General features: G+C 71.0%; 15 protein-coding genes and 5 tRNA genes. 11 read left to right on the top strand and 9 right to left on the bottom strand.

Annotated features, from left to right (window positions below; genetic code table 11):
• Nucleotides 1–9: 9 nt before the first annotated feature.
• The 4 genes from G7Z13_RS16775 to purM all read left to right on the top strand — a co-directional run bounded on the left by G7Z13_RS16775 (nucleotide 10) and on the right by purM (nucleotide 4375).
• Complete coding sequence (locus G7Z13_RS16775) at nucleotides 10–807, top strand: maleylpyruvate isomerase family mycothiol-dependent enzyme (RefSeq protein WP_166000209.1); 798 nt, start codon at nucleotides 10–12, stop codon at nucleotides 805–807.
• 55 nt (nucleotides 808–862) lie between these two features.
• On the top strand, nucleotides 863–1672 hold the full coding sequence (locus G7Z13_RS16770; protein ID WP_166000207.1) for an META domain-containing protein: 810 nt from the start codon (nucleotides 863–865) through the stop codon (nucleotides 1670–1672).
• Between the two features lie 61 nt (nucleotides 1673–1733).
• On the top strand, nucleotides 1734–3263 hold the full coding sequence (purF, locus tag G7Z13_RS16765) for an amidophosphoribosyltransferase (protein WP_166000205.1): 1530 nt from the start codon (nucleotides 1734–1736) through the stop codon (nucleotides 3261–3263).
• Nucleotides 3264–3307: 44 nt separating this feature from the next.
• The gene (gene purM / locus G7Z13_RS16760; RefSeq protein WP_166000203.1) at nucleotides 3308–4375 is read left to right on the top strand and encodes a phosphoribosylformylglycinamidine cyclo-ligase; all 1068 of its coding nucleotides are present in this window, start codon (nucleotides 3308–3310) and stop codon (nucleotides 4373–4375) included.
• Nucleotides 4376–4444: 69 nt separating this feature from the next.
• On the opposite strand, the gene G7Z13_RS16755 is transcribed toward purM, so the two are convergent.
• Together G7Z13_RS16755 and G7Z13_RS16750 are read right to left on the bottom strand one after the other, a co-directional pair.
• On the bottom strand, nucleotides 4445–4690 hold the full coding sequence (locus G7Z13_RS16755) for a DUF3073 domain-containing protein (protein ID WP_166000202.1): 246 nt from the start codon (nucleotides 4688–4690) through the stop codon (nucleotides 4445–4447).
• A gap of 327 nt (nucleotides 4691–5017) precedes the next feature.
• Nucleotides 5018–6112, bottom strand: coding sequence for a Glu/Leu/Phe/Val dehydrogenase (locus tag G7Z13_RS16750; protein WP_166000200.1), 1095 nt, complete (start codon nucleotides 6110–6112; stop codon nucleotides 5018–5020).
• A gap of 249 nt (nucleotides 6113–6361) precedes the next feature.
• Between G7Z13_RS16750 and G7Z13_RS16745 the strand changes: the two genes are divergently transcribed.
• Both G7Z13_RS16745 and bldC read left to right on the top strand, forming a co-directional pair.
• Nucleotides 6362–7216: a hypothetical protein gene (locus tag G7Z13_RS16745; protein ID WP_166000198.1), complete on the top strand. Its 855-nt coding sequence runs from the start codon at nucleotides 6362–6364 to the stop codon at nucleotides 7214–7216.
• A 538-nt stretch (nucleotides 7217–7754) separates the two neighbouring features.
• Complete coding sequence (gene bldC, locus G7Z13_RS16740; protein ID WP_003949541.1) at nucleotides 7755–7961, top strand: developmental transcriptional regulator BldC; 207 nt, start codon at nucleotides 7755–7757, stop codon at nucleotides 7959–7961.
• Nucleotides 7962–8410: 449 nt separating this feature from the next.
• Here the strand turns inward: bldC and G7Z13_RS16735 are convergent, their stop codons facing one another.
• The 7 genes from G7Z13_RS16735 to G7Z13_RS16705 all read right to left on the bottom strand — a co-directional run bounded on the left by G7Z13_RS16735 (nucleotide 8411) and on the right by G7Z13_RS16705 (nucleotide 15078).
• Nucleotides 8411–8599 (bottom strand): DUF6274 family protein, encoded by a 189-nt coding sequence (locus tag G7Z13_RS16735; RefSeq protein ID WP_166000196.1) that lies wholly within the window; start codon nucleotides 8597–8599, stop codon nucleotides 8411–8413.
• Between the two features lie 267 nt (nucleotides 8600–8866).
• Nucleotides 8867–8941: transfer RNA gene (locus G7Z13_RS16730), tRNA-Asp, on the bottom strand.
• Between the two features lie 101 nt (nucleotides 8942–9042).
• The gene (gene hrpA, locus G7Z13_RS16725) at nucleotides 9043–12987 is read right to left on the bottom strand and encodes an ATP-dependent RNA helicase HrpA (RefSeq protein ID WP_166000194.1); all 3945 of its coding nucleotides are present in this window, start codon (nucleotides 12985–12987) and stop codon (nucleotides 9043–9045) included.
• Between the two features lie 105 nt (nucleotides 12988–13092).
• Nucleotides 13093–13166 (bottom strand) — tRNA-Phe (locus G7Z13_RS16720).
• A 30-nt stretch (nucleotides 13167–13196) separates the two neighbouring features.
• Nucleotides 13197–13271, bottom strand: a tRNA-Asp gene (locus G7Z13_RS16715).
• A gap of 52 nt (nucleotides 13272–13323) precedes the next feature.
• Nucleotides 13324–13396: transfer RNA gene (locus G7Z13_RS16710), tRNA-Glu, on the bottom strand.
• A gap of 80 nt (nucleotides 13397–13476) precedes the next feature.
• Nucleotides 13477–15078, bottom strand: a complete 1602-nt coding sequence (locus tag G7Z13_RS16705) for a metallophosphoesterase (RefSeq protein ID WP_166000192.1) — start codon at nucleotides 15076–15078, stop codon at nucleotides 13477–13479.
• Between the two features lie 129 nt (nucleotides 15079–15207).
• Here G7Z13_RS16705 and G7Z13_RS16700 point away from each other — a divergent pair, with 129 nt between their 5' ends.
• The 5 genes from G7Z13_RS16700 (at nucleotide 15208) to G7Z13_RS16680 (ending at nucleotide 20440) form a co-directional block, all read left to right on the top strand.
• Entirely contained in the window at nucleotides 15208–15558 is a 351-nt protein-coding gene (locus G7Z13_RS16700) for a metallopeptidase family protein (RefSeq protein ID WP_189696131.1), read from the top strand.
• Nucleotides 15559–15706: 148 nt separating this feature from the next.
• Nucleotides 15707–16261, top strand: a complete 555-nt coding sequence (locus G7Z13_RS16695) for a hypothetical protein (protein ID WP_166000190.1) — start codon at nucleotides 15707–15709, stop codon at nucleotides 16259–16261.
• A gap of 331 nt (nucleotides 16262–16592) precedes the next feature.
• Nucleotides 16593–18599 (top strand): DEAD/DEAH box helicase, encoded by a 2007-nt coding sequence (locus G7Z13_RS16690; RefSeq protein ID WP_166000187.1) that lies wholly within the window; start codon nucleotides 16593–16595, stop codon nucleotides 18597–18599.
• Between the two features lie 132 nt (nucleotides 18600–18731).
• Nucleotides 18732–20234 (top strand): amino acid permease, encoded by a 1503-nt coding sequence (locus G7Z13_RS16685; protein WP_166000186.1) that lies wholly within the window; start codon nucleotides 18732–18734, stop codon nucleotides 20232–20234.
• Between the two features lie 133 nt (nucleotides 20235–20367).
• A tRNA-Lys gene (locus G7Z13_RS16680) sits at nucleotides 20368–20440 on the top strand.
• Nucleotides 20441–20548 lie beyond the last annotated feature (108 nt).

Below are 20548 nucleotides of genomic sequence, written 5' to 3'. Positions count from 1 at the left end.
GTCACCGCCATGCCCCCGGCCAAGAAGCGCACCCGCACCTACGACCCCGTCAAGATCCGTGCCGCGGTGACCGCCCAGTTCGGGCAGGTACGCCGGGCCGTGAGCGGGCTGACGCCCGAGCAGCTGGCCCTGCCCACCCGGCTGGGCGAGTGGACCGTGCGGGACCTGGCCGCCCACCTCACGATGGCCGTCGCCGCGGTCGGCCGCGCCCTGGAGCGCCCGGAACCGCCGAAGGCGGACCTCACGCTGCTGGACTACCCGTCCGTGACCGCCCCGTTCGCCGCGGCCATCGCCGACGGCGCCCGGCAGCTGGCCGCGGCCGAGCCCGACCTCGACGCGCTGTACGCGCGCACCGAGGAGGAGCTGACCGAGCGCCTCGCCGCCGCCCCGGAGGGCCGCGTCCTGGACCTGCGGTCCGGCGCCATGTCGCTCACCGACTTCCTGGTCACCCGCACCATCGAACTCGTCGTCCACACCGACGACCTGAACGCCGCCGTCCCCGGCCTGGACATCCCGTACGACCGTCAGGCCCTCGCCGCCTGCACGCGGCTGCTGGCCGACGCGCTGGCCGCGAAGGCGCCCGGCGCGTCCACGGAGGTGCGGATCCCGCCGTACGCGGTCGTGCAGTGCGTCGAGGGGCCGCGGCACACCCGCGGCACCCCGCCCAACGTGGTGGAGACCGACCCGCTGACCTGGATCCGGCTCGCGACCGGACGGGTCACCTGGACCGAGGCGCTGGCGGACGCCAAGGTCAGCGCGAGCGGCGAGCGCGCCGACCTCGGCGGGCTGCTGCCGGTCCTCGCGTAGCGCGGCGACGGACCGCGGGTGGAACCGATCACCCCGGTCGCCCCGTCGAAGCGGCATGTACAGGCAGACGCACCGCATCACCCTCACCGCAGCCGTCCTCGCCCTGCTGCCCCTCGCGGCGGCCTGCGGCAGCGAGCAGCCCGGCAGCCGGCCCGCAGGAGCCGGCGTCGGCTCCCTCACCGGCGTCCACTGGGCCGTCGACGGCGTCACGGTGGACGGCACGCGGCACGACGCCCCGGCCGGCGCCTACGTCACGATCGACGACAGCGGCAGGGCGCGGGGCAACTTCGGCTGCAACCACTTCAGCGCCCGGGCCTCCTTCGACGGCGACCGCGTCCGGCTCGCCGACGCCTCGGTGACCGAGATGGGCTGCGAGGACAAGCCGATGAAGTTCGAGCAGACCCTGGCCCGCACCCTTGCCGACGGCCCGCTGAAGGCGGACATGGACAAGAACCGGCTGACCCTGACCACGGACGGAGGCGACACCGTGCGGCTCAGCAAGGAGCAGGACGCGCCCCTGCTCGGCACCCGCTGGAACGTCACGGCACTCGGCGCCGACGGCGTCGCCCGGTCGCTCCCGCAGGACGCCGAGGCGCACCTGACGTTCGCGGAGGACGGCGCGAGCGGCAAGGTCACCGGCCGCCTCGGCTGCAACAAGGTGAGCGCCACCGCGACCGTACGCGACGGCAATATCACCCTGGGCAGGCCGTCCACCACCCGAATGATGTGCGAAGCCTCACTCATGGACACGGAGAAGCGGCTGCTGCGGCTCTTCGGCGGCACGGTCGAGTACCGGATCGATCACCGCACCCTCACGCTGACCAGCGAAAACGGCGAGAGCGTGACCGCCGTCGCGGCCAAGTGATCCACTGCGCGGGCGTATCCCCAATTCGGACCAGTGGTCGACCTCGCCTACACTCGGAGGCGTGCCACGTGGTGACGGACGACTCAACCACGACCTGCTCCCCGGCGAGAAAGGCCCCCAGGACGCGTGTGGCGTCTTCGGTGTCTGGGCTCCGGGTGAAGAGGTCGCCAAGCTCACGTACTTCGGGCTCTACGCCCTCCAGCATCGGGGTCAGGAATCCGCGGGAATCGCGGTCAGCAACGGCTCCCAGATCCTCGTCTTCAAGGACATGGGCCTGGTCTCCCAGGTCTTCGACGAGACCTCGCTCGGTTCGCTCCAGGGTCACATCGCGGTCGGACACGCCCGCTACTCGACCACCGGCGCCTCCGTGTGGGAGAACGCCCAGCCGACGTTCCGCGCCACCGCGCACGGTTCCATCGCGCTCGGCCACAACGGCAACCTGGTCAACACGGCGCAGCTCGCCGAGATGGTCGCCGAGCTGCCGAACGACAACAACACCCGGTCGACGCGGGTGGCGGCCACCAACGACACCGACCTGCTGACGGCCCTGCTGGCCGCCCAGGTCGACGAGGACGGCAAGCCGCTGACCATCGAGGAAGCCGCCCACACGGTCCTGCCGAAGGTCCGTGGCGCTTTCTCCCTCGTCTTCATGGACGAGCACACGCTGTACGCCGCCCGCGACCCGCAGGGCATCCGCCCGCTGGTCCTCGGCCGCCTGGAGCGCGGCTGGGTGGTCGCCTCCGAGTCCGCCGCGCTCGACATCTGCGGCGCGAGCTTCGTCCGCGAGATCGAGCCGGGCGAGTTCGTCGCCATCGACGAGAACGGCCTGCGCACCTCCCGATTCGCACAAGCGAAGCCCAAGGGCTGCGTCTTCGAGTACGTGTACCTGGCCCGCCCGGACACCGACATCGCCGGCCGGAACGTGTACCTCTCCCGCGTGGAGATGGGCCGCCGCCTGGCGAAGGAGGCCCCGGTCGAGGCCGACCTGGTCATAGCGACCCCGGAGTCCGGCACCCCGGCCGCGATCGGCTACGCGGAGGCCTCCGGCATCCCGTTCGGCGCCGGCCTGGTCAAGAACGCGTACGTCGGACGCACGTTCATCCAGCCCTCGCAGACCATCCGCCAGCTGGGCATCCGCCTGAAGCTGAACCCGCTGAAGGAAGTCATCAAGGGCAAGCGCCTGGTCGTCGTCGACGACTCGATCGTGCGCGGCAACACCCAGCGCGCCCTGGTCCGCATGCTCCGCGAGGCGGGCGCCGCCGAGGTCCACATCCGGATCTCCTCGCCGCCCGTGAAGTGGCCCTGCTTCTTCGGCATCGACTTCGCCACCCGTGCCGAGCTGATCGCCAACGGCATGACCATCGAGGAGATCGGCACCAGCCTGGGCGCCGACTCCCTCGCCTACATCTCGCTCGACGGCATGATCGAGGCGACCACGATCGCCAAGCCGAACCTGTGCCGCGCCTGCTTCGACGGCGAGTACCCGATGGAACTCCCCGACCCCGAGCTGCTGGGCAAGCAGCTGCTGGAGACCGAGCTCGCCGCCGGTCCCGCCGCCACGGCCGCCGCCGACGCCATCCGTCGCCCGTAGCCCGTCCGCGTTACCTGCCGTACGACACGAAAGTTCTCATAGCCATGTCTGAGACAACTGGTGCCAGCTACGCAGCCGCGGGCGTCGACATCGAAGCGGGCGACCGCGCGGTCGAGCTGATGAAGGAGTGGGTGAAGAAGACCCAGCGCCCCGAGGTCCTCGGCGGCCTCGGCGGTTTCGCCGGCCTCTTCGACGCCTCCGCCCTCAAGCGCTACGAGCGCCCGCTGCTCGCCTCCGCCACCGACGGCGTGGGCACGAAGGTCGACATCGCCCGCCGGATGGGCGTGTACGACACAATTGGCCACGACCTGGTCGCGATGGTCATGGACGACATCGTCGTCTGCGGCGCCGAGCCGCTGTTCATGACCGACTACATCTGCGTCGGCAAGGTCCACCCCGAGCGGGTCGCCGCCATCGTGAAGGGCATCGCGGAGGGCTGTGTGCTGGCCGGCTGCGCCCTGGTGGGCGGTGAGACGGCCGAGCACCCCGGTCTGCTGGGCGAGGACGACTTCGACGTCGCGGGCGCCGGTACGGGCGTCGTGGAGGCCGACCGGCTGCTCGGCGCGGATCGTATCCGTACGGGTGACGCGGTGATCGCCATGGCGGCCTCCGGTCTTCACTCGAACGGGTACTCCCTGGTCCGCCACGTGCTGCTGAACGAGGCGGGGCTGTCCCTGGACGCGCGGATCGACGAGCTGGGCCGCACCCTCGGCGAGGAGCTGCTGGAGCCCACGAAGATCTACTCGCTGGACTGCCTGGCCCTCACCCGCACCACCGAGGTGCACGCCTTCAGCCACATCACGGGCGGCGGCCTGGCCGCCAACCTGGCACGGGTCATCCCGGACGGGCTGCACGCGGTCGTCGACCGCTCCACCTGGACCCCGGCCCCCGTCTTCGACCTGGTCGGCAGGACCGGTCAGGTCGAGCGGCTGGAGCTGGAGAAGACCCTCAACATGGGCGTGGGCATGATCGCCATCGTCCCCGAGGAGTCCACCGACGTGGCCCTGGCGACGCTGGCCGACCGCGGGGTCGACGCCTGGGTCGCCGGCGAGATCACCGACCGCGGCGACCACGAGACGGGCGCCGCCCTGGTGGGCGACTACGCGAGCTGAGCCCTTGCGGGCAGCACAGAACCCGGTCGGTGACCGAGGTCACCGACCGGGTTGATGCTCAGTGCAAGGTCAAGCGCCGCGACGGTGGCGCGAGGAGTCGTCGTCCTCGTCCTCGTCGTCCTCGTAGAGGTCGGCGTACTTTGCGTACAGGTCGTCGTCGTGCTCATCGTCCTCGAAGCGGTCGCCGTTCGGCGACTGGTTCGACGTCGATGCGCCCAGCTCCTCGGCCAGGCGTGCGAGGTCAGTCCCACCGCTGTTGTACTTCAGCTGGCGGGCGACCTTCGTCTGCTTGGCCTTGGCCCGGCCGCGCCCCATGGCTCGACCCCCTCAACGACGGGGCTCGACGGCCCCAGAGTCTTGACACGCGTTCATGGTCCGGAACGGACTCTCCGCGGAGAGGCCGGTCCGTAGGGCTTCCACGGTACCTGAGCCCGCGCCCATACGGTACGTCGCCCGCATGACGTGCCCGCGCCCAGGACCTTCGAGGCGCCCTGTCCTCGCTGGTCAGTGGCGATTTTAACCACTTATCGGCGAACGACCCGCCGGTGGACGTGAGAGTTCTCTCTAACCGCCCACCGGCAGGTACCGCTCAAACCCGCGCCACGGCCGCGCGGAACCTCACCCGGAACCTCCCGCGGAACGTCACCATCCGCGTGCCGCGGCGGCCTCGGCCATCCGCTGCTCGGCGATCCGGTCGGCCGCCGCGGCCGGCGGAATCCCGTCCGTCTTCGCACGTGCGAATATGGCGAGCGTGGTGTCGTAGATTTTCGCCGCCTTCGTCTTGCACCGCTCGAAGTCGAAGCCGTGCAGCTCGTCGGCGACCTGGATGACCCCGCCGGCGTTCACCACGTAGTCCGGTGCGTAGAGGATCCCGCGGTCGGCGAGGTCCTTCTCGACGCCCGGGTGGGCCAGCTGGTTGTTGGCCGCGCCGCACACCACCTTGGCGGTCAGCACCGGCACGGTGTCGTCGTTCAGCGCGCCGCCGAGCGCGCAGGGCGCGTAGACGTCCAGCCCGTCCAGGCGGATCAGCGCCTCGGTGTCGGCGACCGCCGTCACGCGGCCGGGGTGCCGGTCGAGGATCCGCCGGACGGCGTCCTCGCGGACATCGGTGACGACGACCTCGGCGCCCTCGTCGAGCAGGTGCTCGACCAGGTGGTGGCCCACCTTGCCGACACCCGCGATGCCGACCTTGCGGCCGCGCAGCGTCGGGTCGCCCCACAGGTGCTGGGCGCTGGCCCGCATGCCCTGGTAGACACCGAAGGCGGTGAGCACGGAGGAGTCGCCCGCGCCGCCGTTCTCCGGGGAGCGGCCGGTGGTCCAGCGGCACTCGCGCGCCACGACGTCCATGTCGGCGACGTAGGTGCCGACGTCGCAGGCGGTGACGTAACGGCCACCGAGGGAGGCGACGAACCGGCCGTAGGCGAGCAGCAGCGCCTCGGTCTTGATCTTCTCGGGGTCACCGATGATCACGGCCTTGCCGCCGCCGTGGTCCAGCCCGGCCATGGCGTTCTTGTACGACATCCCGCGCGCGAGGTTCAGCGCGTCGGCGACGGCCTCTTCCTCGGTCGCGTACGGGTAGAAGCGGGTACCGCCGAGGGCGGGGCCCAGCGCGGTGGAGTGGATGGCGATGACGGCCTTGAGGCCGCTGGCGCGGTCCTGGCAGAGCACGACTTGCTCATGACCCCCCTGGTCCGACTGGAACAGGGTGTGCAGGACGCCGTTGGTTACGTCGGTCACGGTGGTGACTCCTGAGGTGAGAACGGCGGGTGGGATGCAGCCCCCTGGGGTCCCCCCACGCTTGTGGCAGAGGGGAGGGCGGCGGGCGCTGTGAGCACGAGATTAGAGCCTGATCGGCCCGCTGAACCGGCAGTGGTCAGGATCACCTCCGCACGGAGTACGGGCGTGCGACGATTTGAATGGTTTTCCAGCGGCTTCGCCGGCGGGTCCCGCAGGTTTCCCCGGCACCCGGCGGGGGAGGGAGCAGGCGTGCCCAAGGTGTCCTCGGTGATCGTCCCGTACGCGGCATACCTGCGCGTGTACGAACCGCTGGCCGCCTTCCCCCAGCCGGAGCGCGGACACTGGGAGCGCTACGCCCGCCGCCCCGACCGCCCCTCGTACCAGGACGAACTGCGTCGTTCCCTGGCCGATCTGCTGCCCACCCCGCCGGTCGCGGTCCCGGTGCACGAGAGCGGTGACGCGTTCGTGCTGGAGGCCGGCGGGGTGGTCCACGTCTGCCCGTGGCGCACCCGGCTGCGCGGCTGGCAGGCGCTCGGCGATCTCGCCGAGGAGCTGCCGGCGCCGGTCCTGGACGCGGTGCTGCCCCCGGTCGTGCGCCACCAGGCCACCCAGGACTACGAGCGCTGGCTCGCCCGCAACCCCGACGCCCGCCCCTGGATCCGCACCGCGACCTGGCAGGTGCCGCTGAACTGGTTCGTGCTGGTCGCCGACGAGGAGCGGGAGTACGTCAAGGGCACCGGGGGCGTGTCGGAGGACACCGCCCCGGTGCTGCGCTACCGCACGCCCATGGTGCAGGCCCGCCGCCGGGTGGCCCGGGCCCTGCGCACCCTGCGCGAGGCCATGGACGAGGGGCCGCTCATCGACGGCCTGGTGGACGTGGGGCGCTGGCTGGAGGAGTTCCACCCGCGCTCGCTGGTCGAACTGGACTACGGCGGGCTGGTGCACGCCCTGCCGGCCGGCGACCTGGAGGACGACCACTCGGCGGCCGACGTGGCCGCGGGCATCGAGGCGCTGCGCAACGGCGACGGGGCGGCCGCGGGCGAGGCCTACGGCCGGCTGGTGGAGCGGTGGCGCGCGGTGCGGGACCTGCGCTCCGCGAACTGAGGCCCGTGGTGCGACTCGTGGGGCGCGCGGCCGCGGGTGAGTGACGTGGGACACACCTTACGGATCGTCATGAGGGACACAGGTCCCGATCCGGTCTTATGTGGCGACGGTGTGTCAAGGGTGACGGACCGCACGTAGCACCGCCCTTGCGTCCCTTGCCCCTCCTCGTGCCAAAATAGGACAAGGAGTCCGGGGAGGGCTCTGTCCGTCCTGGTGTGTTCCACTGTGGGTGGAATCTCCGCATTGCACGCTTTGGGGGGTCTGGTGCCTCCTGATCGCCCTGTGACTGATCGTCACAGTGGCGTGACTGTCCGCTATGGCATGGTCCATCGGCTTCCGTCGGTGATGAACACCTGGGAGGGCAATTCCATCGGTTTGGCCGACGCGGCTGGACAGATGGTGTAGTTGTAGTGCCGAGGACAAGCCGTTCGTCCTATAACCGACTCGACTCGCGTCCGCCATTTCGGGCAACGCGGGTCAAGGTGCAGAATTTAGAGGAAAGAACCGAGAAGGTTCGGTTCTCCCGAGGAGGCCGCTCATGACCGCTCGCACCCCTGATGCCGAGCCGCTGCTGACCCCGGCTGAGGTCGCCACCATGTTCCGCGTCGACCCCAAGACGGTCACGCGGTGGGCGAAGGCCGGCAAGCTCACGTCGATCCGCACGCTCGGCGGGCACCGCCGCTACCGCGAGGCCGAGGTCCGCGCTCTGCTCGCGGGCATCCCGCAGCAGCGCAGCGAGGCCTGAACAACTGCATAACCGGGCATACCGGCAGGTCCCCCAACCCGCCGGGCAGCCCGAACCGTAGCTCCAAGCGACGCGGGTCCTGCCCCAACAGGGCCCTCGCCCACGGTTCCGAGACATCAGCCAGGGTGCGTCGTCGATCGCGCTGGACTCCGCCGGGTCCAGCGCGATCTTTTTTGTGCGCGCAACGACCGGTCCGGACACCTCTGTGAGCGGGCTTGTCGAAGTCTGGGGAGGGGTGTCGGAACAGCTGTGGGACATCCTTCGACAGCAGTACAATTGCACATATTAAATTGACCAGTTGTAGGAGCCGGGTAAGTACCGCCGTTTCAAAAACTCATGCGGTGACACCCGTCACATGCCAGGCTACTTGTTGCCTCCGGCGTATGTGCGCTAGTGGAAGCCCGTGTTCCAGCACCCTTGCCACACAAGGGTGTTGAGGATGCGGACCGTCACGCGGGGGAGGGGCTCTCGTCCTCGACCCGCTCGCCGGTGCCGTCCTCGGGGCCGGGCGTCTGCAGGGCCAGGCGGAGCAGCTGGTGGCAGACCGGACAGTGCCGGGTCACATGGCGGTACGAGGACGCGGCCGACAGATGTGCGCGGAGCAGCGCCCGCGTCGCGTGCCTCGCCGATGCCGCCATACGCCACCTCCGGGGGCCGTACGGGAACGGTGCTCTGACTCCTGGGGTACCGACGGAATGTGACGCCGTCAAGGGCGCGGGCGCCACCAGGGCGGCCGTATACGGTCCGGGGGCGGATTCGGGATACCGGATGCGCCGCGAGGGGCGTGAGGGGCCTTCAGGGCCCTCGGCCCGCACCGGAGACGGCGCGGCCGGCCCGGCCCGGAACGGCGGTGGACACACCAAGAGGGCCCGCTCCCTCTCGGGGGCGGGCCCTCTTGCTTCACGCGGTCCTGACGGGATTTGAACCCGCGGCCTCCACCTTGACAGGGTGGCGAGCACTCCAAACTGCTCCACAGGACCAGGTTTCGCTGCGCTGTTCGTGCGTTGCGCTGCGAGAAGGACTCTACAGGAGCCTGGCCCCCTGGTCGAACTCACCCTGTGTGGGGGCGTCGTCACGGCGGTTACGGGACCGCCGCGTCGATCGCCTTCACGATCCGCTTGTCGGAGACGGGGTACGCCGTGCCCAGCGCGTGGGCGAAGTAGCTCACCCGCAGCTCCTCGATCATCCAGCGGATGTCCAGGACCGACGCCGGGACGGGACGGCCCCGCGGCATCTGCTCCAGCAGCCAGGCGTACTCGTCCTGCATCTCGCGGATCTTCTCCATGCGGGTGGTGTCCCGCTGGACGTTCGTCGGCATCTGCTGGAGCCGGCGGTCCGCCGCCACCAGATAGCGCATCAGGTCCGGCAGCCGGCGCAGCCCGGTCTCCGTCACGAAGCCCGGCTTCACCAGGGCGTCCAGCTGCCCGCGCACGTCCTGGAGGTTGGCCAGCAGCGCGGGGCTGCGTACGGCCTTCAGACGGCGCTCACACGCCTGCCAGGCGGCGAGCACCTGCTGCACCTGGGCGACCGTGCGCACCGTCGTGTCGACGATGTCCGCGCGGACCTTGTCGTACAGCTTCCGGTACGCCTCCTCGTCCCACGCGGGGCCGCCGAAGTCGGCGATGAGCTTGTCGGCCGCCGCCATCGCGCAGTCGTCGAACAGCGCCTGGATGGAGCCGTGCGGATTCGCCGACAGCGCGAGCTTCTGCGCGTTCGTCAGCTTCTCGGAAGCGAACTTCGCGGGATTGACCGGGATGTTGCGCAGGATCAGGCGGCGGGTGCCCTTCCACATCGCCTCGGCCTGCTCGGCCTCCGTGTCGAAGAGGCGCACGGACACCGTGTCGCCGTCGTCGACGAGCGCCGGGTACGCCTTGACCGGCTGGCCGGCACGGCGGGTCTCGAAGACGCGGGTGAGGGTGCCGATGGTCCAGTCGGTGAGGCCCTTGCGCTCCAGGGACTCCCCGCCCTGCCGTACGGCGGTCGCCGCCGCGGCCTGGGACAGGGCCTTGCGCGCCTTGGGCTTCAGCTGAAGCCTCAGTGCCTCCAGGTCCTTGTCCTCGGCCAGCTTGCGGCGGCGTTCGTCGACGATCCGGAAGGTGATGCGCAGGTGGTCCGGCACCTTCGACCAGTCGAAGTCGTCCGCCTCGAAGGGCACGCCGACCATCCGCTTCAGCTCGCGGGCCATCGTCACGGTCAGCGGCTCCTGGAGGGGCACCGCCTTCTCCAGGAACGCCTTGGCGTAGTTCGGCGCGGGCACGTAGTTGCGGCGGATCGGTTTCGGGAGCGAACGGATCAGCTCCGTCACCAACTCCTCCCGCAGACCCGGGATCTGCCAGTCGAAGCCCTCGTCGGTGACCTGGTTGAGGACCTGCAGCGGGATGTGCACGGTCACGCCGTCGGCGTCCGCGCCCGGCTCGAACTGGTAGGTGACGCGGAACTTCAGCTGCCCCTGCCGCCAGGTGTCGGGGTAGTCGGCCTTGGTGACCGCCTCCGCCGACTCCCGGATCAGCATCTCCCGTTCGAAGTCCAGGAAGTCGGGCTGCTCGTGCCGCTTGCGCTTCCACCAGGAGTCGAAGTGCGCGCCGGAGACGACGTGTTCGGGGACCCGCTGGTCGTAGAAGTCGAACAGGGTCTCGTCGTCCACGACGATGTCGCGGCGCCGGGCCCGGTGCTCCAGCTCCTCGACCTCGCTCAGCAGCTTGCGGTTGTCCGCGAAGAACTTGTGATGGGTGCGCCAGTCGCCCTCGACCAGCGCGTTGCGGATGAACAGCTCGCGGCTGACCTCCGGGTCGATCCGGCCGTAGTTCACCTTCCGCTGGGCGACGATCGGCACGCCGTACAGCGTGACCTTCTCGTACGCCATGACCGCGGCCTGGTCCTTCTCCCAGTGCGGCTCGGAGTAGGTGCGCTTGACGAGGTGGCCGGCGAGGGGTTCGACCCACTCGGGTTCGATCTTCGCGTTGACGCGGGCCCAGAGGCGGCTGGTCTCCACCAGCTCCGCGGACATCACGAAACGCGGCTGCTTCCTGAACAGGGCCGAGCCGGGGAAGATCGCGAACTTGGCGTTGCGCGCGCCCAGGTACTCGTTCTTGTTGCCGTCCTTCACGTCCTTCATCCCGATGTGGGACAGCAGGCCGGCGAGGAGGGAGACGTGGATGCGGTCGGCGGGGGCGTCGTCCTCGTTGAGGTGGATGCCCATCTGCTTGGCGACCGTGCGCAGCTGGGTGTAGATGTCCTGCCATTCGCGGATGCGCAGGAAGTTCAGGTACTCCTGCTTGCACATGCGGCGGAAGGAGCTGGAGCCCCGTTCCTTCTGCTGCTCGCGGATGTACCGCCACAGGTGGAGATAGGCGAGGAAGTCGCTGGTCTCGTCCTTGAAGCGGGCGTGCATCTGGTCGGCCTGGGTCTGCTTGTCGGCCGGGCGCTCGCGCGGGTCCTGGATGGACAGCGCGGCCGCTATGACCATGACCTCGCGGACACAGCCGTTGCGCTCCGCCTCCAGCACCATGCGGGCCAGGCGCGGGTCGACGGGCAGCTGGGCCAGCTTGCGGCCGGTCTCGGTGAGCCGTTTGCGCGGGTCCTTCTGCTGCGGGTCGAGCGCGCCCAGCTCCTGCAGGAGCTGCACACCGTCGCGGATGTTGCGGTGGTCCGGCGGGTCGATGAAGGGGAACTTCTCGATGTCGCCGAGGCCGGCGGCGGTCATCTGCAGGATGACGGAGGCCAGGTTGGTGCGCAGGATCTCCGCGTCCGTGAACTCCGGGCGGGCGAGGAAGTCCTCCTCGCTGTACAGCCGGATGCAGATGCCGTCGGACGTACGGCCGCAGCGGCCCTTGCGCTGGTTGGCGCTGGCCTGCGAGATCGGCTCGATGGGCAGCCGCTGGACCTTGGTGCGGTGGCTGTAGCGGGAGATCCGGGCGAAGCCGGGGTCGATGACGTACTTGATGCCGGGGACGGTCAGGGACGTCTCCGCGACGTTGGTCGCGAGGACGATCCGGCGGCCGGTGTGCGGCTGGAAGACCCGGTGCTGCTCGGCGTGCGAGAGCCGGGCGTACAGCGGCAGGATCTCGGTGAACCGGTACTTCTTCTTCTCCAGCGCGTCGGCGGTGTCGCGGATCTCCCGCTCGCCGGAGAGGAAGACGAGGATGTCGCCCTGGCCCTCGGCCATCAGCTCCTCGACGGCGTCCGTGATCGCGGTGATCTGGTCGCGGTCGGCGTCGTCGGAGTCCTCTTCGAGGAGCGGGCGGTAGCGCACCTCCACCGGATACGTCCGGCCGCTGACCTCGATGATCGGGGCGTCGCCGAAGTGCCGGGAGAAACGCTCGGGGTCGATGGTCGCCGAGGTGATGACGACCTTGAGGTCGGGCCGCTTCGGCAGCAGCTGCGCGAGATACCCGAGCAGGAAGTCGATGTTGAGGGACCGCTCGTGGGCCTCGTCGATGATGATCGTGTCGTAGGCGCGCAGCTCGCGGTCGGTCTGGATCTCGGCGAGCAGGATGCCGTCCGTCATCAGCTTGATGAAGGTGGCGTCCGGGTTCACCTGGTCGGTGAAGCGGACCTTCCAGCCGACGGCCTCGCCGAGCGGCGTCCGCAGCTCCTCGGCCACCCGCTCGGCGACCGTGCGGGCCGCGATCCGGCGGGGCTGGGTGTGCCCGATCATGCCGCGCACGCCGCGGCCCAGCTCGAGACAGATCTTGGGGATCTGGGTGGTCTTGCCGGACCCGGTCTCACCGGCCACGATCACCACCTGGTGATCCCGGATGGCGGCCGCGATCTCGTCCTTCTTCTGGCTGACCGGCAGCTGCTCGGGGTAGGTCACGGCGGGGACGCGCAGGCGCCGCCCGGCCATCCGGTCCTCGGCCTTCGCCACCTCCGCCTCGATCTCGGCGAGCACGGCGGCCCTGGCCTCCGGCTTGCGGATCTTGCGTGCCCCTTCGAGCCTGCGCCCGAGCCGGTGCGCGTCGCGCAGCGACAGCTCGGTCAGGCGGGAGGCGAGGGAGCCGAGGGCGGGGGCGGGATGCGTAGACATACGCAGTCCAGGATCGCATCCCGCCGATTTCTCTGGCGAGTGGATATCGCCCGGGGGCACCGGACATGCGACAAGGCCCCGATCCGAAGATCGGGGCCTTTGCTGTGGCTGGGGCCGGGGTCGAACCGGCGACCTTCCGCTTTTCAGGCGGACGCTCGTACCAACTGAGCTACCCAGCCACGAGGTTTCACGTGAAACGAAAACCTCAGCGGTCCTGACGGGATTTGAACCCGCGGCCTCCACCTTGACAGGGTGGCGAGCACTCCAAACTGCTCCACAGGACCAGGTGTGGGTTGTGTGCGAACCGACTACGCAAGTGTCGCACACCGTACTGCGTGCCCCCAACGGGATTCGAACCCGTGCTACCGCCTTGAAAGGGCGGCGTCCTAGGCCGCTAGACGATGAGGGCTATCGGCCCGCCTGGGCGCTTCTCAGCGCGTCGGGGACGTGAGAAGCATATGGGATGGCGGGAGAGATCGCCAAAACGGTTTACGGAGAGGGGCGCCGGGAGGCGGACGGCGGGGTGCCCGGGCCGGTCGGGGAGCCGGTGGCCGAGCCGGTCGGGGACGGGGACGCGCCCGGGGTGTTCTCCTCCACGAGATGGCGGCTGACCTCCGCCGTCGTCTGGCCGAGGCCGCCCAGCCGGATGGCGTCCCAGGCCTGGAGGCGGCGGGTGTCGCGGTCGAAGTAGAGGATCGACGCCTCGATCGGGTCCGGGTACTTCCCCTCCACCGCGCGCAGTCCGCTGCCGCCCGTCGAGCCCTCGACGCGCAGCCGGGTGCCGTACTTCATGACCTCCGTCTGCTGGTGGTGGACATGGCCGGCCAGCACCAGCGGGACCTCGCCGTCCGTCTGGCGGGCCGCCGCCGGTTCGTGGGCGATGGCGACGTCCACCGGTGTGCCGGCCGCCCGCTGGTCGCGCAGCGCCGAGGCCAGGCGGGCGCCCGCCAGCTCCTGGGATTGCTCGGCGCCCGGCTTGGCGGCCCGGTCGGGGGTGAACTGGGGATCGCCGATGCCGGCGAACCGCAGTCCGGCGACGGACACCGCGCGGCCGTCGTCGAGGACGTGGACGTTGTCCAGGCCCTCCAGATAGCGCTGGGTGAGCCGGGAGTCGTGGTTGCCGCGGACCCAGACGTAGGGGGCGCCCAGATCCTCGATGGGGTCGAGGAAGCCGTTCTCCGCCGCCGTGCCGTGGTCCATCGTGTCGCCGGAGTCCACGATGACGTTCACCTCGTACTGCTCCACCAGCGACGCGATGATCTTCCAGCTCGCCGGGTTGAGGTGGATGTCCGAGACGTGCAGGACGCGGATGGTGGTCGGGTCGGGCGCGTAGGCGGGGAGCGTCGAGGTGGCGTCGTACAGCTTGGTCACGTTCGTCACCAGGCGCGCCAACTCCTTCTGGTAGACGTCGAATTCCGTGACGATGCTGCGGGCGTCGCCGACCAGGGAGGGCGCGGAGCTGAGCAGTCCGGAGAAGCGGGGTTCCAGGACCGACTTCGGGTTCCAGGTCGCCCACGCCGTCACGCCGGACGCGGCGAGCAGCGTCAGGGCGAGGCCGCCGGCGGCCAGGGCGCGGCGCGGGCGGCGGTAGACGGCGAGTCCGAGGGCGGTGGCTCCGGCGACCACGGCGACGCCGGAGCGGACGGCCAGGTCGAGGGTGCCGTCGCCCACGTCGCGGGTGATCTCGTCCTGGAGGCCGGAGATGCGTTCGGGGTGGTCGACCAGGGCCTGGGAGCGGACCGGGTCGAGCTGGTCGACGTTGACGTCCAGGCGGACCGGGGCGATGTGGCTGTCCAGGTGCAGGGCGCCCAGCGGCGAGACGTTGATCTTCGTGCCGCCGGTGAAGGAGGGGCGCAGGGTCATCGTCGTGTCCATCGGCCCGACCGGGACCCGTACCTGCCCGACGGCCAGCAGTCCCAGCCAGCCGCCGAACAGGACGACCGCGACCAGGCCGAGGGCGCGGGCCCAGGGGCGGGACCGGCCGGCGAGTTCGGGCGAGGGCTGTCCGGGCGAGGGGCTGGGGGTTCGGGTGTGGGACGACGTGCGCATTCGGTTCCGGGCGTTCAGGACTGCGGCGAGGACGCGGGCCATTGGGGCCTTGTGCCCAGGTCCGCCGGTGGCTATGCGGTGCACCGAATCGGCGGCGGGGCCTCGCGCGCGCCAAGGTCTCTCGCGCGCCGGGGCCTCTCGTACGGCGGGGGCGTGCCGGACAATGGGCCTGTGCTGGAGATGACGCGCGAGGAGTTCGAGGAACTGGTCGCCGAGGCGCTGGACCGGATCCCGCCGGAGCTGACGCGGCTGATGGACAACGTCGCGGTGTTCGTCGAGGACGAACCGCCCGCCGACGATCCCGAGCTGCTCGGGCTCTACGAGGGGACTCCGCTGACCGAGCGCGGCGAGTGGTACGCCGGGGTGCTGCCGGACCGGATCACCATCTACCGGGGTCCCACGCTGCGGATCTGCGAGAGCCGGGAGGACGTCGTCGCGGAGACCGAGATCACCGTGGTGCACGAGATCGCCCACCACTTCGGGATCGACGACGCCCGGCTGCACGCGCTGGGGTACGGGTGAGCGGGGCGCGGGCCATGGGCGCCGCGGGCCGGTGCCGCGGCTGAGCGCCGCACGATTCGGTGGTTCCGCGGCGGTCCGCGCGTGTCCTCTTGCGGGCGGCGGGAGTTGGGCACATTGACTCTTCACCGGCCCCCGGAGGTGGCTGCTCGTGCGCCCCTTGTACGTACCCGTCCGCCTGGCCGCCACCGTCGTGGCCGTCGCCGCCGCCACCGGCTGCATGAGCGTGGGTGACGGCGACGCAGGCCGGGCCAGGCCGTCCCACTCGGCCGGGTCCGGGGGCGGCGAGGCAGCCGACGGGGGCCCGGCGGTCTCCGGCGGCGCCGGGTACCAGGGCGTGGCGGCCGGGGACGCCGAGCGCGCCGACGGCAAGGGCAAGGGCAAGAAGAAGGGCAAGCGGGGCGACGACGGGGCGGGTGCGTCGGCGGCGCCGTCGGCCTCCGCGCCGGCTCGCGGCGGCGCGTCCGCCTCGCCGCCGCCCCGACCCGGGCAGACCGCCAAGCCCGGGGGCGGCGGCCCGAGGCCCACGCCGGACCAGCCGACGCCCACCCGCACCACGCCGGCGCCCGAGCCGCCCGCGCCGTCACCGGAACCGCCGTCCTCCCCGGAGCCCACGGTCGCGGAGCCGTCCTCCTCCGCGCACCCGGAACCGGGACCGCAGCTGGCGGACCGCGAGCCGGCGCCGGAGGCGGGGGCACCGGCGTAGGAGGGTGCGGCGTGACCTGGGGCATCGGCGGCGGGTGCGGTGCGCGACGACGGCGGGTGCTCTGCGCGGCGGTGGGTGCCGGGCGTCCTCCGGGTGGCCGGGTGGCCGGGTGGTGGGTGTGGCGCACGCCTCTGGGCTCGCGGTTTGCCTTCGGGGGTGAGGAGTGCGTATGGTGGTAGATCGTTTGATCCCATTTGCCCGGCGCCAACGCAGAGAGCGCCGTGTGGCGCGTACTCTCCTTTGCCGTGGCGGACCGCATCGAGGCGGTCGTGTGCGAAACACGGAGTTGACGGGCGCGTGCCGATGAGACTCCGGAAGGTTTCGCAGACGTATGTCCATCTTCAGTTCTGACCATGCCGTCGTGTCCGAGGACGAGGTCGTGACGGAGGCCGCCGAGGCGGCCCAGCCGACCGAGGCGACCGAGGCGACCGATGCGACCGAGGCGGCGCAGTCCGCCGAGGCCGTCGAGTCCGCCGAGGACACCACCCCCGAGATCACCTTCGCCGACCTCGGTCTCCCCGAGGGCGTCGTGCGCAAGCTCGCGCAGAACGGTGTGGTCACCCCCTTCCCGATCCAGGCCGCGACCATCCCGGACGCCCTGGCCGGCAAGGACATCCTCGGCCGGGGCCGCACCGGCTCCGGCAAGACCCTCTCCTTCGGTCTGCCGACGCTGGCCCGGCTGGCCGGCGGCCGCACCGAGCGCAAGCGCCCGCGGGCCGTCATCCTCACCCCCACGCGTGAGCTGGCCATGCAGGTCGCCGACGCCCTCCAGCCGTACGGCGACGTGCTCGGCCTGCGCATGAAGGTCGTCTGCGGCGGTACGTCCATGGGCAACCAGATCTACGCCCTGGAGAAGGGCGTCGACATCCTCGTCGCCACCCCGGGCCGGCTGCGCGACATCATCAACCGCGGCGCCTGCTCGCTGGAGGACGTGCAGATCTCCGTCCTCGACGAGGCCGACCAGATGTCCGACCTGGGCTTCCTGCCCGAGGTCACCGAACTGCTCGACCAGGTGCCGGCCGGCGGCCAGCGCATGCTCTTCTCCGCCACGATGGAGAACGAGATCAAGACGCTCGTCGACCGCTACCTGAACGAGCCGGTGCTGCACGAGGTGGACGCGGCGCAGGGCGCGGTGACGACCATGTCGCACCACATCCTGATCGTGAAGCCCAAGGACAAGGCGCCGGTCACCGCCGCGATCGCCTCCCGCAAGGGCCGCACCATCGTCTTCGTCCGCACCCAGCTGGGCGCGGACCGCGTCGCCGAGCAGCTGCGCGACGCCGGGGCCAAGGCCGAGGCGCTGCACGGCGGCATGACGCAGGGCGCCCGGACCCGGACCCTGGCGGACTTCAAGGACGGGTACGTCAACGTGCTGGTCGCCACGGACGTCGCCGCGCGCGGCATCCACGTCGACGGCATCGACCTCGTGCTGAACGTCGACCCCGCCGGCGACCACAAGGACTACCTGCACCGGGCCGGCCGTACCGCCCGCGCGGGCCGTACCGGCACCGTCGTCTCGCTGGCCCTGCCGCACCAGCGGCGCCAGATCTTCCGCCTGATGGAGGACGCGGGCGTCGACGCCTCGCGCCACATCATCCAGGGCGGCGGCGCCTTCGACCCCGAGGTCGCCGAGATCACCGGCGCCCGGTCCATGACCGAGGTGCAGGCCGAGTCCGCGGGCCACGCCGCCCAGCAGGCCGAGCGTGAGGTCGCCCAGCTCGCCAAGCAGCTGGAGCGCGCCCAGCGCCGGGCCGCCGAGCTGCGCGAGGAGGCCGACCGTCTGGTCGCCCGCATGGCGCGGGAGCGGGGCGAGGACCCGGAGACCGCGATCGCCGAGGCCAACGCCGTCGTCGAGACGCCGGCCGCCGAGGCCCGCGTCGAGACCGTCGTGGTGCCGGAGCAGCCGGCGGCGCAGGACGTGGACCGGGCGGAGCGCGTGGAGCGCCGGGACGGCGAGCGGGGCGGTGACCGGGGCGGCTTCCGCCGCGACGACCGTCGTGACGAGCGGCGTGACGAGCGTCGTCCGTTCGACCGGGACCGTGACCGGGACCGTGGTTTCGACCGTGGTGACCGCAACCGCGACCGTGGGTTCGAGCGCCGTGACGACCGTGGTGGCCGCTCCTTCGAGCGCCGGGACGGCGAGCGCGGTGGCTTCCGCCGGGACGACCGCTCCGGTCACCGCGGCAGCGACCGTCCGTTCAACCGTGACCGCCAGGGCGACCGCCCCGGCTTCCGCTCCGCCGGCCACGAGCGCCCGTACGGCCGTCGTGACGACCACCGCGCCGGTGGCTCCTTCGGCCGCCGCGAGGACAAGCCGCGCTGGAAGCGCAACGGCTGACACAGCAGCTGACGCCGGCCGCCCGTGCGGCGGCCGGCCGTGAGAGGGCCCGTACGACTCCGGTCGTACGGGCCCTCTCCGCTACCGAGATGTGACGTGTGTCACGCATCCGGGGTGGGCATCGCTGGGGGCATGACAAACAACGCGAGGGTGTCGGACGAAGAGCGGCTGGCCCAGCTCGGCTACACGCAGGTTCTCGCCCGCCGCATGTCGGCGTTCTCCAACTACGCGGTCTCCTTCACCATCATCTCGGTGCTCTCGGGCTGCCTGACGCTCTACCTGTTCGGGTTGAACACCGGCGGCCCCGCCGTGATGACCTGGGGCTGGGTGGCCGTGGGCCTGATGACCCTGTTCGTCGGCCTGGCGATGGCGGAGATCTGCTCCGCGTACCCGACCTCGGCGGGACTGTACTTCTGGGCGCACCGGCTGGCCCCGGCGCGCAGCGCGGCGGCGTGGGCCTGGTTCACGGGCTGGTTCAACGTGCTGGGGCAGGTCGCCGTGACCGCCGGGATCGACTTCGGGGCGGCGTCCTTCCTCGGCGCCTATCTGAACCTGGAGTTCGGCTGGGAGGTCACCCCCGGCCGTACGATCCTCCTCTTCGCGGCGATCCTGCTGCTGCACGGCCTGCTGAACACCTTCGGCGTGCGGATCGTCGCCCTCCTCAACAGCGTCAGCGTGTGGTGGCACGTGCTCGGCGTGGCGGTGATCGTCGGCGCGCTGGCCCTGGTGCCGGACCGTCACCAGCCCGCCTCCTTCGTCTTCGGCGAGTTCGTCAACAACACCGGCTGGGGCAGCGGGGCGTACGTCGTGCTGCTGGGGCTGCTGATGGCGCAGTACACCTTCACCGGCTACGACGCCTCCGCCCACATGACCGAGGAGACGCACGACGCGTCGACGGCCGGGCCGAAGGGCATCGTCCGGTCGATCTGGACCTCCTGGGTCGCCGGCTTCGTCCTCCTGCTCGGTTTCACCTTCGCCATCCAGTCCTACGAGGGCGCCCTCACCTCCCCGACCGGCGCGCCGCCCGCGCAGATCCTGCTCGACGCCCTCGGCGTGACCGCGGGCAAGCTGCTGCTGCTCGTGGTGATCGGGGCGCAGCTCTTCTGCGGCATGGCGTCGGTCACCGCGAACAGCCGCATGATCTACGCCTTCTCCCGCGACGGCGCGCTGCCCTTCTCCCGCGTCTGGCACACGGTCAGCCCGCGCACCCGGACGCCGGTCGCGGCGGTCTGGCTGGCGGCGGGCGGCGCGCTGGCGCTCGGGCTGCCGTATCTGATCAACGTCACGGCGTACGCCGCGGTGACCTCGATCGCCGTGATCGGGCTCTACATCGCCTACGCCATCCCCACCCTGCTGCGGCTGCGCAAGGGCGACGCGTTCGAACGCGGGCCCTGGCACCTGGGGCGCTGGTCGCGCGCGGTCGGGGTGGTGGCGGTCGGCTGGGTCGGCGTGATCACCGTCCTGTTCATGCTGCCGCAGGTGTCGCCGGTCACCCCCGAGACCTTCAACTACGCGCCGGTCGCCGTGCTGGTGGTGCTGGGCTTCGCCGCGAGCTGGTGGGCGTTCTCAGCCCGGCACTGGTTCCTGCGTACGGCGGCGGACCGGCCCGCCGTGACGGAAACCGCCGATTCGTAGCCTCCGGCGCATTTCGCTCACCGCCCCGGCCACGGGTCCGGCGTCCGCCGGGCACCGGGCCGCGCCGAGTCACCGATACCCGATCGGAGACGCGGCCCGATCCGGCTATGCTCGGGGTGGCGAACATCGCCTCGGGCCGTTAGCTCAATTGGCAGAGCAGTGGACTTTTAATCCATTGGTTGTGGGTTCGAGTCCCACACGGCCTACGGTGCGCAGCGGAGGTCTCGGCCTCCGAGCTGCTGGAAGCGCCTCGACCGGTTGTCCGCGGTCGGGGCGCTTCGTCGTGACGCCGGGCGTACCGGCGCGTCGCCGGT

The sequence above is a fragment of the Streptomyces sp. JB150 genome, from assembly GCF_011193355.1.
GTDB lineage: Bacteria > Actinomycetota > Actinomycetes > Streptomycetales > Streptomycetaceae > Streptomyces.
Note: the sequence above shows the minus strand (reverse complement) of the source record. Positions and strands in the feature narration are given on the sequence as shown.

Bases quoted from the DNA above. Each gene is read 5' to 3' on its own strand.
- G7Z13_RS16775 (WP_166000209.1), top strand. From the start codon at position 10: ATGCCCCCGGCCAAGAAGCGCACCCGCACCTACGACCCCGTCAAGATC.
- G7Z13_RS16770 (WP_166000207.1), top strand. From the start codon at position 863: ATGTACAGGCAGACGCACCGCATCACCCTCACCGCAGCCGTCCTCGCC.
- purM (WP_166000203.1), top strand. From the start codon at position 3,308: ATGTCTGAGACAACTGGTGCCAGCTACGCAGCCGCGGGCGTCGACATC.
- G7Z13_RS16755 (WP_166000202.1), bottom strand. From the start codon at position 4,690: ATGGGGCGCGGCCGGGCCAAGGCCAAGCAGACGAAGGTCGCCCGCCAG.
- bldC (WP_003949541.1), top strand. From the start codon at position 7,755: ATGACCGCTCGCACCCCTGATGCCGAGCCGCTGCTGACCCCGGCTGAG.
- G7Z13_RS16735 (WP_166000196.1), bottom strand. From the start codon at position 8,599: ATGGCGGCATCGGCGAGGCACGCGACGCGGGCGCTGCTCCGCGCACAT.
- hrpA (WP_166000194.1), bottom strand. From the start codon at position 12,987: ATGTCTACGCATCCCGCCCCCGCCCTCGGCTCCCTCGCCTCCCGCCTG.
- G7Z13_RS16705 (WP_166000192.1), bottom strand. From the start codon at position 15,078: ATGGCCCGCGTCCTCGCCGCAGTCCTGAACGCCCGGAACCGAATGCGC.
- G7Z13_RS16690 (WP_166000187.1), top strand. From the start codon at position 16,593: ATGTCCATCTTCAGTTCTGACCATGCCGTCGTGTCCGAGGACGAGGTC.
- G7Z13_RS16685 (WP_166000186.1), top strand. From the start codon at position 18,732: ATGACAAACAACGCGAGGGTGTCGGACGAAGAGCGGCTGGCCCAGCTC.